This is a genomic window from Haloarcula amylolytica JCM 13557, from assembly GCF_000336615.1.
GTDB classification, from domain to species: Archaea; Halobacteriota; Halobacteria; order Halobacteriales; family Haloarculaceae; genus Haloarcula; species Haloarcula amylolytica.
Genome location: NZ_AOLW01000035.1, coordinates 115,758 through 130,025, shown reverse-complemented (window position 1 = coordinate 130,025; position 14,268 = coordinate 115,758). Strand labels below are relative to the sequence as shown.

The 14,268-nt window shown below is 54.8% G+C and carries 11 protein-coding genes; 4 read left to right on the top strand and 7 right to left on the bottom strand.

The window, feature by feature from the left end; translation table 11 throughout:
- Positions 1 to 254: 254 nt before the first annotated feature.
- Positions 255 to 911: a lactate utilization protein gene (locus tag C442_RS14550; protein WP_008311726.1), complete on the top strand. Its 657-nt coding sequence runs from the start codon at positions 255 to 257 to the stop codon at positions 909 to 911.
- Positions 912 to 1,095: 184 nt separating this feature from the next.
- Here C442_RS14550 and C442_RS14545 read toward each other — a convergent pair whose 3' ends face one another.
- From C442_RS14545 to C442_RS14535, 3 genes are all read right to left on the bottom strand, one after another.
- Positions 1,096 to 1,692 carry a TetR/AcrR family transcriptional regulator gene (locus C442_RS14545; protein ID WP_008311725.1) on the bottom strand — a complete coding sequence of 199 codons (597 nt, stop codon included), beginning with the start codon at positions 1,690 to 1,692 and terminating at the stop codon, positions 1,096 to 1,098.
- A gap of 145 nt (positions 1,693 to 1,837) precedes the next feature.
- Positions 1,838 to 4,330: an efflux RND transporter permease subunit gene (locus C442_RS14540; protein WP_008311723.1), complete on the bottom strand. Its 2,493-nt coding sequence runs from the start codon at positions 4,328 to 4,330 to the stop codon at positions 1,838 to 1,840.
- 27 nt (positions 4,331 to 4,357) lie between these two features.
- On the bottom strand, positions 4,358 to 6,292 hold the full coding sequence (locus C442_RS14535; protein ID WP_049943014.1) for a COG1361 S-layer family protein: 1,935 nt from the start codon (positions 6,290 to 6,292) through the stop codon (positions 4,358 to 4,360).
- A gap of 484 nt (positions 6,293 to 6,776) precedes the next feature.
- Here C442_RS14535 and C442_RS14530 point away from each other — a divergent pair, with 484 nt between their 5' ends.
- A complete protein-coding gene (locus C442_RS14530) occupies positions 6,777 to 7,376 on the top strand; it encodes a TetR/AcrR family transcriptional regulator (protein ID WP_008311719.1) in 600 nt (199 codons plus the stop codon).
- A gap of 28 nt (positions 7,377 to 7,404) precedes the next feature.
- On the opposite strand, the gene C442_RS14525 is transcribed toward C442_RS14530, so the two are convergent.
- Positions 7,405 to 7,875: a hypothetical protein gene (locus tag C442_RS14525; protein ID WP_008311717.1), complete on the bottom strand. Its 471-nt coding sequence runs from the start codon at positions 7,873 to 7,875 to the stop codon at positions 7,405 to 7,407.
- Between the two features lie 496 nt (positions 7,876 to 8,371).
- On the opposite strand from C442_RS14525, the gene C442_RS14520 reads away from it, so the two are divergent.
- The gene (locus C442_RS14520; RefSeq protein ID WP_008311715.1) at positions 8,372 to 8,728 is read left to right on the top strand and encodes a HalOD1 output domain-containing protein; all 357 of its coding nucleotides are present in this window, start codon (positions 8,372 to 8,374) and stop codon (positions 8,726 to 8,728) included.
- A 537-nt stretch (positions 8,729 to 9,265) separates the two neighbouring features.
- On the opposite strand, the gene C442_RS14515 is transcribed toward C442_RS14520, so the two are convergent.
- A complete protein-coding gene (locus C442_RS14515) occupies positions 9,266 to 10,510 on the bottom strand; it encodes a Cdc6/Cdc18 family protein (RefSeq protein WP_004594978.1) in 1,245 nt (414 codons plus the stop codon).
- A gap of 1,103 nt (positions 10,511 to 11,613) precedes the next feature.
- Positions 11,614 to 12,219, bottom strand: coding sequence for a helix-turn-helix domain-containing protein (locus C442_RS14510; protein ID WP_442905024.1), 606 nt, complete (start codon positions 12,217 to 12,219; stop codon positions 11,614 to 11,616).
- Positions 12,220 to 12,359: 140 nt separating this feature from the next.
- Here C442_RS14510 and C442_RS14505 point away from each other — a divergent pair, with 140 nt between their 5' ends.
- Positions 12,360 to 13,049 carry an NADH-quinone oxidoreductase subunit B gene (locus C442_RS14505; protein WP_049943012.1) on the top strand — a complete coding sequence of 230 codons (690 nt, stop codon included), beginning with the start codon at positions 12,360 to 12,362 and terminating at the stop codon, positions 13,047 to 13,049.
- Between the two features lie 136 nt (positions 13,050 to 13,185).
- Here C442_RS14505 and C442_RS14500 read toward each other — a convergent pair whose 3' ends face one another.
- Positions 13,186 to 14,151, bottom strand: coding sequence for a hypothetical protein (locus C442_RS14500; protein ID WP_239642307.1), 966 nt, complete (start codon positions 14,149 to 14,151; stop codon positions 13,186 to 13,188).
- Positions 14,152 to 14,268: the final 117 nt, after the last annotated feature.

Below are 14,268 nucleotides of genomic sequence, written 5' to 3'. Positions count from 1 at the left end.
TTACGAGCCATTTGCATTGATAGCGTAACATGATGAATGGAGGGCAATATATGCTACCCCCCGGTTTTCAGCATTTGATATCGCAGTCAGCAATCAGAGACCTCGTGCTGTTTCCGGACAAAGTACAGCCATGTGTCACACCCTGTCAGGTGATCGAGGTATCACCGATGTAACTACCAGACATCGGTGTCCGCGAGCACTTTTGTACTAGCTACGCCTTCATGTTGACGCTGATACACCTACCGCGAAACAATATGTCTCAACAGAAATCAGAGTACGCGGACGACGCCGATATTGACGAATCACTGGACGAACTGGCCTCGGAAGAGACCATTGAGCAGACCGTCGAGAACCTCGAGGCAAACGGGTTCGATGTCATCGTCGTTGACTCGACTGATGATGCGCTCGCAGAACTTCAGTCACTCATCCCTACAGAGGCGTCTGTGATGAACGGCCACTCGACGACGCTCGAAGAGATCGGGTTCGTCGAGTACCTGAGTGACGGGGACCACGAGTGGGAGAGCCTCCCCGACGAGATCTGGAGTATCGACGACGACGCAGAGCGGCAGGCCGCCCGCCGGAAGTCGCAAACGGCCGACTACTTCCTCGGTGGCATCAACGGCATTTCCCAGACCGGCGAACTCGTCGCGGCAGACCGCTCGGGGAGCCGTATCGGTGCGTATCCGTTCGCTGCCAGTAACGTCGTCATCGTCAGTGGCGTGAACAAGATCGTGCCGACACTCGAAGACGCGCTCGACCGACTGGAAAACGTCGCGTACCCACTCGAAAACGAGCGCGCGAAGGAGGCCTACGGCGTCGACTCCGCGATTGCCAAACAGCTCATCCTCCGCCAGGAGCTCGAAGAGGATCGCACTACCGTTGTCCTCATCCGCGAGCACCTCGGCTACTGACTGCAGTACAACAGAGGGTGGTAATCGGTTCCGCCGCCTTGCGTTGCCGATCTAAGCACAGTATCGGAGAACTAGCGGCCCGGGGTACGTTTCTGTGCTCCGCACTCCGCCGGAAAGAGCTATTGACCGGCTTGGTCCAAACCGTGTGAGAGCGGAAATTCGGCGACGACCATGGCGACAGGCGCTACGAAATCAAATGCGAATCGATATACGAAAAAAGGGAGGCTTTCGCTGCTCCTGTTGCGGCTTCGCGATTGGTCGTGAGGCGGCTATACATCGTTCCTTTAATCATTGCTAGAATGTGCTCGGCCATGTGTGTCGGATCCACGTCGCGAAACACGTCAGCCTCTATCCCTCGACGAACAGTGTTCTCGATGATTGCAGTAAGTCGAATATCAATCTCGGTGAACTGTTCGCGAAACACCTCCTGATCCAGCGCTTGCGGGGAGAGCGTAACTAAAACGCTGTGAAGCTGCCGTTTCTCCTCGGTTAGCTGGCACGGGAGGAGTGTCGTAATGATGTGATTGAGGTCCTCTTTCGGGTGGTCACCGATGCTCGTGTTGATTGTCGCCTCGAATCGGTCAAGAGTGAATCTGAGAAACCGAATTAGCAGGTCGTCTTTCGAGTCGTAATAGTGGTATATCGTCGATTTGGCCTTGTCGAGTTCGTCTGCAATAAGCGAGATGGAGAGTTCAGCGTATCCACTGTTTACCAGCGCTCGATGGGTTGCGTGCATGATCTCCTTTTCAGTTGTACCCAGAGCGTCACTATCTGTAGTCATACAGACAGTCCTCCGCTCCGGTTGTGGATAGGTTGACAGTACAGTGCCAATTCCTCAGGCTCTGCTTCGGAGCGTTTCCGGTCAAGCCGCCCACTTTGATCATCATGCGCCACAGGTGGGCGGAAACCGAAACGAGCGGGCCGCATTAATTCACACTCCGTGTCGAGCGCGATGAGAGCAGTGTCTCAAGCGTTCCACGACCGTGGTCCCAGATGACGATTGACGTCGGGAGGACCAGTATGGACGCCACGAACGAATAGAGAACGCTGACTGCAATTAACAATCCAAACTGGCCCAAGATCGGGACAACCGCGAGGACGAGCACGCCGGTTCCAGATGTGGTGGTGACCATACTTCCCGCCAGCGCACCACCTGTTCCTCGAACACTAATGTCGAGTGCTTCAAGCAAGCCGGTATCGCCACGATACTCCTCGGAGAACCGATGCACGAGGTGAGCGGAGTAATCGATACCAAGCCCGATTCCGATTGATAACGTCGTTCCGGTGAGGACGTTGAACGGGATATCCAGATACCGCATTGTCGCGGCCAAGGCGGCAATAGTGAGCAGTATCGGCACGAGGTTCGCAGCGCCCAGCCCGGGACGCCGTTCAAGTAGCCAGTAGGCGAAAAACAGGAACGCTGCGGACGCGAGAATTGCGAGAGCCAGGCTTATGTACGCGGATTCAGCGATTACGTCCGAGACCGCTTTCAACACTACAACACTGCCGGTTGCGGTCGCTTCCATTCGGAACTCATCCGCAACGGCTCTCGTATCGTCCGTCACTTCCTGTTGACTCGCATCGGACTCAACGGAGTACACGATGCGCGTTCGCGCGTAGTCATCAGTCATGTACGACTCCGCCCGGTCGCCGTACGGCGAATCATACAGCGCGTTGTAGATGGTCGGGAGATTCTGGTCGGGGACACCGTTACCGTTTTGATCGTTCTGTTCGACGAGCTGGCGGAACTCGGGTGAAGCACGCTTGTACCGGTTAATCACCGTAAGTATGCTTGTGGTATCTGCACTCCCGCCGGCTGTAACGAAGGAGTCGGGTGGGTCCTGATTCGCCCGGTGGATCTCCTCGAGCGCCGTTCCGTCCTGTAACGACCCTTCGACGTATATCGTTACGGTGTCACTCTCACCGCTCTCGAACGTGTCTTCAAGGTAATTTATCTGCTTCGTGACTGTGTACTCGCTCGGAGCCACAGCTTCCGGCAGAACCTCGACGTATCCGGGGTTCTCTTCCGGTGGGAGGAAATCTTCAGTGGTGAACCGGGTATCAATCCCAGTTCCATACGCCCCCATGGCCGCCGTAGACACCAGGACGAGGGCAAAGAATATGTACGGGGCACGGCGGGCGATTGTCACGCCGACAGTTAGCGACTTGCCGACTGCGGAGTCCTCAGAGCCGATCGGTGCGATACTGAATTCGGGGAGGTCGTATCGCACACGCTGCCGGTCCATGAAGTGCTTGAACGACGGGAGGAAGATACCGAAAATGAGGAAGGTGAATATGATCCCGACGCTGGCCACGAACCCGAGGTCACGGATCGGACCGAGCTGGCTGGTCCCGTTTGCGGCGAATCCCAGCACTGTCGTTCCTGTCACGATGAAGAACGCTGGGAGCAACTGGTCAGTTGCGGTCCGCATCGCGGGTGTTGGTTCGACGTCCTCGATCCGTTCTTCGCGGTATCGGTTCACAGCGTGAATCCCGAAGTCAATCCCGATGGCAAGGAGCAACGGCGGGACCGTGATCAGCATCTGCGTGAAGGGGATACTGGCCCATCCCATGAATCCGAATGTCCAGATAATCGCCATCGCAAGGGAGACGAGGCCAATCAGCAGATCAAACGGGTCCCTGTATGCGATAATGAGGAAGAACAGTATCAGGACAACGGCAGCTGGGACGACGAGTCCCAACGAGTCGGAGATGACACTGCTCAGCTCCGCAGAGATGAGTCCACTGCCGAAGACAGAGATATCACCGTCAACCGAGCTGACAATGAACTCCGCTTCCTGCTGAATGGGCGTCAGTGGTGATGACCCTTCTGTCCCAGCACTGCTTGAAACACCTGAAACCTCGTGTGTGACAGTCGTCAGTGTTGCAGATGCCGACGGCTCCTCTCGGTTTAGATCGTTGCTGAGTAGCCCTGCAACTGCCGGCTGGCGCTCAAGTGTGGTTCGGGTCGCGGACTTAATCTCCGTCTGTGAGGCTGCTTCTACGGTATCGATCTGTTCGGGCAGTGTCTCTGCGTCCGGGTTCAGCGTCTGGGCGACGGCCTGTGCGACGCTTGTCGTGCCGACAACGTCCTGTGATTCGCGCTGCGTAAGCCGGTTCTGTGCTTTCAGCATATTGAGAATAGCTGGCTTCGACAGGACGTTCTGATCCTTCTGGATAAGCGTCGTAGAGCCAGTACCTTCGCCGAACGGTTCACGCTCGAAGTTGTCGTTGACCTCGTCGAACGCCTCCTGTGCGGGAACGCCGTCAGTGAACTGTGATGTCCCTGAGTCGGTCGCAGTCATGCCGAACCCCGCCGACAGAATGAGCGTTGTGACGATGAACACAGCGACGACTGTCTTGTCACGGTTGACAATCCAATCGTCTAATACGTCGATGTATTTCTGATACTCTAGCATTGTGACATAGATGTTAGCTTCAGACGGTTACTGCCGCCTGTACCAGACGACGCCGCCAACAACGGCAAGGAGTCCAATGCCACCAACCAGCCACAGTGGCGTCCCACCGTCCCCGGATTGGTCCGTGACTTCTATCGGGAGACTGTAGGTATCCGAAACCCGTTTTTCGCCGTCAGGCGTCTCATACTGGAAGTCCAGATTGAGCGGATAGGTCTTGTCTAGCGCGTCGCTTCCCGCCGAGAGTTGGACTGAGACCGTTTCTGACGCTCCGGGGGCCAGTTCAGCGATGAACGTTTCATCATCACTGCTACTGAGCGGATCATTGACGAACGCCTTCCCCTCAATGCTGGTCAGTGTTTTGTTCTTTGTGTTGGTTATTGTAAACGTAATTGACCGGTCTTGGCCCACACCGAGCGTTGAATTTTCCACTTCGATGTCGAATTCGTCCTGACTGCCAGCCACTTGTGAGCGAACTTCGAGTGTATCTGCTTCAACCCTGTCGCCGTTATCGTCGCGGTAGCTCACTCCGAAGTCAAACTGCCGAGCGCCTGCCTCCGCGCTGTTGGACACGTCAACGCCGAAGTTGAAGTTGGCCGTTTCGCCTGCATCGAGATCTCCAACAGCGTACTGTGATTCTTTTGGCGACAGTGTCGACTGTTGGCTTTCCCATGCGATAACGACGTTCTCGACGTCACGCGTTCCAGTGTTTGTGAGGGTTGCACTCAGTGACCCGTCCTCTCCGGCCTGGAGCGACGTTTCGACGTTAGACACGTCGAAGTTCTGCTCAGGCGCAGGACTGAGGCTTAGCCGGACATCGTCATAGGTACTGGTATCGCCCTCTTGATCCTCATACTGTACGTTAGCCGACAGCGCGTAGCTTCGTTCCTCAGCATCGGGACTCGCTGTTGTATCGACGCGAACAGTCCGAACTTCTCCGGGTTCCCATTCCCCCACATAGGCGGTTGTTGAGGAGCTCTTTCCAAACGTTATATCCGCGTTCTCTGAGACAAACGTAACAGAGGAGTCATTCACGGTCAACGGGCCTGTGTTGCGGAGTTGAACCTCGTACGTTCCTGTGTTACTAACGGCGACAGAACTGCTTGAATTGACAACCGAGAACTGCTGTTCCGGGTCAGGTGAGACTGCGACGGACTGTCCCACGGATTGTGTCCGGAGGCCATCCTCGTTATCAAATGCAACCGACAGCTTAAATCCGTACGACTCCGGTTCCGCGGCTTCGGCAGAACTCACACGGTAGTTGAACGTCCGGACTTCTCCCGGTTCCCACTCATCAACGAATCGTGAGGTGGCATCGCCGCCACTGACAGCGAGGTCCTGATTCTGTGATTGGAGCGTTACCGCGGCATCCCGTGCGGCGCTCTCTCCGGTATTTTCGACGCTAACTGCCACCGTACCTGTTGAGGCAACGCGTGCATTGGAGTCAATATCAGTCACATTGAAGGTGGCATCATCGGTGACGTCGATTTCAATATCAACGGAACGAGTTTTTCTGTCTTCGTCTCGTGCCCCTGTTCCCTCGGAAATGTAGCTTGTGTGTTTGTAATTGAGCCTCAGTTGTGCGTCGTACGTACCGGAACTAGCGTCTTCGTCCACGCTGATATCGAACGGCACTGTCGTCTTCGGCCCCGCCTGTAGCGTGCCGAGGCTTCGTTTCGAGTTTTTCACTGAAATGGGAGCGTCACCAGAACCGAGTGACACAGTAAGCCCCTTTGCCGTTGTTACCTCGTTGTTCAACGCCGGATTTCGAGTGGAGCCGCTATCGAGTTCCCCGCTGTTGACCAGTGAAATTTCTATGGTCTTTTGTTCACCCGGAGCGACGGTATCATCTTCAAGCGTTGCCGCAATATCGGGGCTCCCAACGACCGCAGCGGTTGCCGTTCCGCTGGTGACGGTAATCCCGATTACAGCCAAAAGTAGCAGTTTAGACTTTGTAGAAACCATGTTAATTGAGCGCCCATCCAAGCTCCGTCTCGTCGTTATCGATCAACCGTCTCGGAATTCTTCGTTTGTGAGTAGCCATTTCGTGGTGTTGACTAAACGTTCAATCACATATAGTGCTTTCGTATCTTTCGGGGCCAGAGAGAAACTGGTGTCCAGTCAAAGCTACCGCTACCTCGCTATCCACCGATGTCAACACAGGTTCTACAGATCTTATGGGACATTAGAGGGTGAGACAGCAGAGGAATGTATGTACGAGTACAGTGAACGTGAAGACAGTCCAGTGCGCTCCGTTGAGACAGCGGACCACAATACGCTTAAGTTTATTGAATGTATAATCAATCATATAGTTATCTGTAACCGTACCCGCTACTCAGTTCAATGATAGAAAATATCACCCAGATTGGTCTAGTACTCTACAGAGAGAGTGGAGAAACCGTGAGCCATTTGAACCGTAGCAGACAAGCAGGAAACGGTCGAGGTAAAGATGACTAACGAGATATCCTTTTTCCAGAACCCAGATGGAACCCGCGAGGAGATACTTGAAGCTACATTCTATGCGTTACGTCAGCACGGGTACGCGGATCTTACTATTTCAAAGATAGGTGACGAGTTTGGGAAGAGCCAATCGCTCATATACCATCATTACGACAATAAGGACGAGTTGTTGGTAGACCTCCTAGATTATATGCTGGAACAGGTCGAGAATCAGGTCCCGCTGCCCAACCAGTCCCCTGAAGAGTATATCGAGATAATCGTTGACGAAATATTTGGCACCAGCAGCAACAGTGATGTCGAGTTTTCGCAGGCTGTAATTGAACTGCGAGCGCAAGCGGCACACGACGACGATTACAACCGCCTCTTTCGCAGAAGTGATGACTTTATTCGAAAACAAATCGCCCGTGTCATCCGGGCGGGTGTTGATGCAGGCGCATTTGATGTCGAAGACCCATCTCAGACAGCCGCGCTGTTCCACACGGTTTTAGTCGGCATTCAGGCGGAACGGATTACCAGTGACGAGGAGACTATCGACGACGTGAGAGCCGAGTTTCGGCGGTATGTCGAGAACTGTTTACTTTCTGAATAGCCGGTCAAAGTCAGGTCCTGCTGAGAGATTAGCTGCCCCCGTCAGCCGTCATGCCGCCGCCGGGCATCGACTGGCATTCTCCTTCGGGTTTCCGGATCGGCTCGACCGAACCCCACGAGTGGAAGTCCCACCGCATTGACTCGGCTTCGATGCGTCGCGGATACCCGGAGTCCGCGAGGATGTAGTATGTGACCGGCTCCTGAGAGCCGTCCTGAGAGAGTTCATACACCAACACTTCCTCGCCATCGATGGTATCCCGGCCGACCGGCGTGATGTCTGGGTTTTCCTCCGGCTGGTCGGAGAACTGACCCGGATCAACCTCGTCACGGTCCATCCCCTGTTGCATCGTTCCCCGGAGACACTGCCCTCCAGTAACGGTGTACGTGCTGTTCCCGATACGGTACATTTCCATCTGTTGTCCCTGCTGGTCAAACGACCAGTACATATCCCCTTGATAGAAACGACCAGTCATCTCGACGGTCTGCCCCCCGGACTGCATTGTAGCTGTCATCGCGTACGATTCCGGAAACCGCGTGACCTGTCCGAACTGTGCTGACCTGTCGTCGGCTCCGCTGACCGGCGATGCATCCGTGCCGGTTGTCCCACCTGCTTCAGGAGACGGTTCGCCTCCGCCGCCACTCTCTGTTTCGTCTGATCCACTATTTTGATCGCTGCTGCAACCGGCGAGTACGGTCAATCCCGAACACACGGCTCCGAGTAACTGCCGTCTGGGTAGTTGATGCATGGAGGCGGATACCCTCAACGGGCAAATACTACCGACCATTTCATGACTATTGTTATCATATACATACTACTCTGCTCCCGAATGAATTCATCGTATGCGTATAGACTGGTCAATGCAGTGTGAAATAGCTATACCGCATAGCTCAGCAAAATAGCTACTTGCTTGTTCAAGATTGGAGTGAAGAGAGTTGTGATTATGCCCGAATATTCATACATGTATTATATGTACGTTCCAGTTGTTTACTAGATAGATGACTGACGACAGCCAGAGCGACGAGGCTGATGGGGATGAGAGACGATTTGCGGGAGCGAGTGGCACTCTAACTGAAGTTCAGTACGATCCAACCAGCGACCAGGAGCTTGCTACGGTCATTGTTCAGGCCGTTGCCGATCAGTCGGGAACAGAACCATATCGTGAGTCGCCGTTGCACGACTACATCGATGTCGATGCCATTGAGACACTACTATTCGGTACACAGCCAGACCAGTCAATCGGCTCAGCGAGCCAGAACATCACCTTTCGATACCGCAACATTATCGTCACAGTTCGCGCTGACGGTGTGATCCAGCTGTCGGCCACTAACGCCAGCCGTGCAAGAAAGAACTAATCGCGGGGGTACAGGACATCTCGTCTGGGTTGGTAGCCTCCTTGCATATGCACTCCACTGCCGATATATCCCAAAAGGTCCACCGCCTGAATTGCATACTTCTTACCACCGGAGGCCCAGACCACGACAGTCTACAATAATCGGTCCGATTGGGCTGTGCCGGGAGGGGATTACGAGATAGGTTAAATGAGAGATTCGTTCCCAGTGATGGACGAGAGAGTCCCCGATTTTCGAACAAGCTATCGTTTGACCCGGAAAACTAGTATCCAGTATGGCTCTCCTGAAAGAGGGGGGTAGCTGCAAACATATTCTACAAATTTGATTCTCAAAAGATATATCGGTAGCTTCCGCGGTAGTTATTATGGCATCAAAGGTAGCGTCGGTACCATTAGACACCACCGTGTCCGTAGTTCTACACGCTCTTGAAGTGAAGACGGAAGCTTCCAATCACCGGCGGCAACACCACCATGTCCGCTGTTCTATCTCCTGAAAACCGCTACGTATCAATCGGTTTCGACACCACCATGTCCGCCGTTCCTAAGTGGACTGGAAGTCCGAAAGCGTCGCTTCGCTATCAACGAGGTTAGTGACGGATTTGTGGATTCCAACATCGTCGACAGTCTTCTCAAGCGCTGCGAGAATCATCTCCGGGTCCATTTCGAGAGAGTACTCGCGATAGGTTCCCCCACGTCGTCCCTCGTTCCGCTCGATTGCCGAGATGATACCTAACATCGACAGCTCGCCGAGGTGATCACGCATCCGGCGTGGGACAAGCGGATCGATCCCTGCCTTTTCGGCGAAGTTCGTGTATCGAGGTCTGATATCCCGTGTCCGGGCTGGCGTCTTCCCTTCCTGGTCGAGCGTAACCATTGCGTACACGACCAGATGACCGTGTTGGGTCAGTCCCGAAATACCTTCCTGAATCCGGCCTCGTTCCAGAACGTCGCGGGCCTCTCTAACGAGGTCTTCCGAAATCGTATCCGTATCCTTGTCGCGGGCCAGGTCGCCCGTTTTCATGAGCAAGTCGAGGGACTGCCGCGCGTCACCGGCGTCTTTCGCTCCGTACGCAGCGCACAGCTCGATGACGCCGTCTTCGAGGACGCCGTCGTGAAACGCTACGTCAGCCCGCTGTTGCAGGATCTGGATCAGCTCCTTCGCGTCGTATGCGGGGAACTGGATCTCCTCTTCACAAAGGGAACTCTTGACTTTCGGGGAGAGGTCATCGCGAAAAGAGAAATCGTTCGAGATACCGATGATACCGATCTTCGCTGAACTTAGGTTGTCGTTCGCTCGCGCACGCGGGAGTTGATAGAGAATACTATCGTCTTCGATGTGGTCGACTTCGTCGAGCACGATGTAGATAGTCCCGCCACAGGAGTCGAGTTCGGTCCACAGCATGTCATACACCGTTGCACGAGGATACCCTGTCGTACTGATCTGGCTCGTTTCGTCCCTGAATTCGTTGACGAGCCGGGTCGCAATTTGATAACTACTGGAGAGGCCATCACAGTTTAGCATCTTCACTGTGAGATCGATATCCTCGTATTTCGCTGCGTCTTCTTCGAGATGGTCAATTAGATACCGCGTACCAGCAGTCTTGCCGACCCCCGTTTTCCCGTACAAGAAGATGTTGTTGGGCTGTTCACCGTTGATTACGGGTTGGAGAGCCGCTCGATACCGGTTTAGTTCAGTGTCACGCCCGACGAGGTTCTCAGGCTGATAGTCTTCCCGGAGGGCATCCCGGTCCAAGTAGATCTCGGTGTCGCGTTCGAACATCCCCATAGTCGTTGCCTGATGTATTGGAAGGAACATACATAAAACCACCCCTGTCCGCAGTGTCCGGAGTGTCCGCTGTTCTGCTGCTTATAAAAGAATGGTGGGACCCTCCCACCCCACTATGTCCGCAGTAACTAGAAAACGGTAGGTGGGGGTGACACAGAGAACTATTCAATAAGGAAAAGTTTATATTGGTATGCTGAGAGCTGGACCGTAGTGCAGTTTAATAGCTATAGAGAAAGACGCTATAGCAATACTTGACGCTATCTCTAGCCTAGATAAGATCTAGGTAGTATGCAGACACAATCTAGTTGAGACTAGGTGACATCTAAGCTGTCTAGATTCTATCTAGATAAAGTTCAGATAGTATCCAGACCGTTCTAAATTGACTACCCTTCGAATCAAATGTGGCTGTTTCCTTCCCCCCTCCCCCTCTCTTTCGAAGAACAGCGGACAAAGTGGGGTGGGAGTGTTCTCTCCCATTGCTCGCCTAATTTACGGTCTTCAGACCCTCTGTGAACAATTTATCGCGTTTCTATTGTTCAAGCACACACCGCCGTGTCCGCTGTTCTCGTGTCTACCCCACCAGAACAGCGGACATCGTGGTGTGGTCCAAGCGAAATAACACCACGATGTCCGCAGTAATCGACGCATGATTTCTCAACTGCCCCAATAGAACAGCGGACATCGTGGTGTCTATTCACGATTATGCACCAGACCTCCCCGTCAGACGCCACAATGTCCGCAGTAATATGGCGTTAGAAACTCTCTAACGAAGTGTTACTGCAGACACTGTGGTGTTCTCTGTCTCATCCTGCCCGCTCAACGATTCGGGTTCTGCTTCTGGTCCGGGATTCACTGTTCGCGCCGCACTGGTCACGTTAGTCGTCGCAACGCTCCTGCCCATCTGCCGCGACAGTTACTGTACTCAACCGATCACTGAATACTACTTGCACACTGTTCAGCGACAGCCCAGTCTGCCAGCTATCGCGATAACCAACAATCCACCCGCTGGGTTCTGCTGTTCCCTTCCATCTTGTTCTGCTGTTTCCTCCTATTCGAGCGGTTCAAACACAGTCGTGGTGCATCGATACCTTCTACGCTAGCTGTCATCTGAATACGCGTTCAACAAGCCGTGCCTGCGCCTTTCTGAGATGATTCGATGCGGTACTCGGAGCACAACCGAGCTCCTCGGCGACGTCCTCGACGCTCCCATTTCGCGGGACGTCGTAGTAACCGACTTCCCGTCCTGCGGCGAGTGCTTCGCGCTGACGTGAAGTGAGGCCGATGTCGAATGTTCCAGGGCTGGCATCGTATTCGCCGATCTTCCGGACGTTTACCGTGATTCCGTCGGGAAGTGCATCCCGGACCTGTTCGAGAGTGGCGGGTTCGCCGACGACATCGAACAACACGACTCCGTGCGGTCGGTAGGCAACCGGTGGGACCACCATTAGCGTCGGCTGTTCGAACGCCGCGTAGAACTGTCGTGATTGTTCAGTCTCCCGGCCACGGACGAACGCGTAGAACGCCTGGTCCCGAACGGGTGTAATATCGTAGCTTTCCATGGTTTCGACCGCAGAAAGCGCCGATTCGTAGGGTTCGCGATCGCCGACGATATAAAACAACGTATAGGCGATCTCGTCCTCGACCCCGACTTTCCACGTAACGAGCCACTCGCGTTTGATTGCATCGCTTTCGGTCATAAAGCGGTGCATCGGACGCTGATACTCCGGTGCATACTGGATCTCTAAGCGGAGATATCTCACGGACGAGCTCTGGTGGCGGCTCCCATATAAAGACACTAGTGTGTACGACAGTTCACGTATCCGCTCCCAATATCTATCCGTAGCTGTTCATGAGCAGTGATCGGCGGAATATGGACGACGCACAGTCTGATGAGCGGATATGCTGCGGCAGAAACACGGATACCCGATTTAATTCGACACTTCGGGAGGTGCTCGGTTCGTCCCCGTTCATTCTCACGAAATTCGACGCGTTCATGAACTGGGTCCGGGGCTCCTCGATGTTTGTACTGCAGTTCGGCATCGCCTGTTGCACCATCGAGATGATGGGCACTCTCGCTACGAAACACGACCTCGACCGCTTTGCTGCCGGAGTCCCTCGGGCATCACCGCGGCAGGCAGATCTGATTATCGTCCCGGGGACCATCGTTTCGAAGTTCGCGCCGCGGATGAAGCGCGTGTACGACCAGATGCCCGAGCCGAAGTTCGTCGTCTCGATGGGGTCGTGTACCATTTCCGGTGGGCCGTTTCAGGAAGGATACAACGTCATCAAAGGTGCGGAGCAAGTCATTCCGGTCGACATTCACGTCCCGGGGTGTCCGCCACGCCCCGAAGCGCTGATCTACGGCGTCGCGAAACTGCAGGAGCGCATCGCCGAGGGCGAGTCCTCGCCGGTGACGGTCAAGCCGTACGAACTGGAGCAGTTTGACGCCCTCGAACGGGACGAGCTCGTGGACAAACTCGCCAGCGAGATCGACGAGGACGACCTCGTCATGCGGTACGACTGGACTGGCTCGACCTGACCTACTGCGTCGTTACGGGGACTTGACCGTACGATTCGGACTACGTACCTGAGGTGGGGCTTCGGCCCCGATGTAATTGCCGCTCCGGTTCGGTGTGGCTGAAACCCAATAGTGTCTTGGAAGACCAGTTCGGATTTTACGACGCAGCTTCAGTGTAGTTCACTTCGAACGATGTCGTTTCATTCTCACCGTGGTTACCGACGGTCAGCGAATCGGTACCGTCAATCCGCTCAACTGCGACCCTCGTCCAGGTACGCTCGACGGTTTCCGATTCGAGATCGATTCGAACGACGACCGTGCGACCGCCGCCTGGCCGTGTGAGTTCGAGTTTGACCTGGCTGTCGTCCGTTGCTTCGACGACGGTCGCGTCCAGCGTGTCCGGATCGTCGAACTCCGTCTGGATGGCGTAGCTGGTGCGTTCGTTCGATTCGATGAGCCGGTCGATGGAGTCCCGTTCGCTTTCGTTGAGAGCGCCGATCGTATCTGTAATGTTCAGATTGAGGCCTTCGAGCTCCGAGTGGCTCGAACGGACAGCTACCGACTGACTGTTGAGGGCGACTTCACCTTCGACAGCTGGGAGGCAATTGTCTACGGGACGGGCGTGGATGCCGACGGTGTCTAACGGTTCGTCCCGGGCGACCGTCTCGTAGTACTGGTTGACCTGAACTTCGATGTGATCATACGCGCCGAGCCCCGCGTATCCTGATATTTCCTTCCAGACCAGTGACGCGAACTGCTCGCGGCCGATTTCGTCGAACGGCTCGCCGCTGTGCTGTTCGACAAGTGTCACGGTGACACCGCGGACCTGTATGTCAGTCCGAGTTCGGTTCGGGGTGTCAATACGGAACCCGCCACCACAGGTCTGGTCGCCCTGATCGAACGTGACCGTGCCACTATCGTTGGAAACCGTTGTCACCTCGAACGCCGTCGAATTCGTAACTGTGATGCTACCGGTCGTTTCATTGGATTCGGTCTCAGAGGGGGACGATTCGGATGGGGCATTTCCGGCACTCCCATCGGCTACGACGGCTGCGCCGCTGGCAGTGAGCAGGAGTGCCGATACCGCAACCGCGTACGCTGCGAGTCGGTAGTCACGATGCATCTGCATCACTCCGTTGGCGGGGAAGTTTTCGTTTCATTGTATTGGGGGTGATCGGACAGGACGCACGAGTGCGGTCGGTAGCACAGTACAGTAGAGCCGGGCCCGTAGCGGCGGGCC

Bases quoted from the DNA above. Each gene is read 5' to 3' on its own strand.
- C442_RS14550 (WP_008311726.1), top strand. From the start codon at position 255: ATGTCTCAACAGAAATCAGAGTACGCGGACGACGCCGATATTGACGAA.
- C442_RS14545 (WP_008311725.1), bottom strand. From the start codon at position 1,692: ATGACTACAGATAGTGACGCTCTGGGTACAACTGAAAAGGAGATCATG.
- C442_RS14540 (WP_008311723.1), bottom strand. From the start codon at position 4,330: ATGCTAGAGTATCAGAAATACATCGACGTATTAGACGATTGGATTGTC.
- C442_RS14535 (WP_049943014.1), bottom strand. From the start codon at position 6,292: ATGGTTTCTACAAAGTCTAAACTGCTACTTTTGGCTGTAATCGGGATT.
- C442_RS14530 (WP_008311719.1), top strand. From the start codon at position 6,777: ATGACTAACGAGATATCCTTTTTCCAGAACCCAGATGGAACCCGCGAG.
- C442_RS14525 (WP_008311717.1), bottom strand. From the start codon at position 7,875: ATGCAGTCCGGGGGGCAGACCGTCGAGATGACTGGTCGTTTCTATCAA.
- C442_RS14520 (WP_008311715.1), top strand. From the start codon at position 8,372: ATGACTGACGACAGCCAGAGCGACGAGGCTGATGGGGATGAGAGACGA.
- C442_RS14515 (WP_004594978.1), bottom strand. From the start codon at position 10,510: ATGGGGATGTTCGAACGCGACACCGAGATCTACTTGGACCGGGATGCC.
- C442_RS14510 (WP_442905024.1), bottom strand. From the start codon at position 12,219: ATGCACCGCTTTATGACCGAAAGCGATGCAATCAAACGCGAGTGGCTC.
- C442_RS14505 (WP_049943012.1), top strand. From the start codon at position 12,360: ATGAGCAGTGATCGGCGGAATATGGACGACGCACAGTCTGATGAGCGG.
- C442_RS14500 (WP_239642307.1), bottom strand. From the start codon at position 14,151: ATGCATCGTGACTACCGACTCGCAGCGTACGCGGTTGCGGTATCGGCA.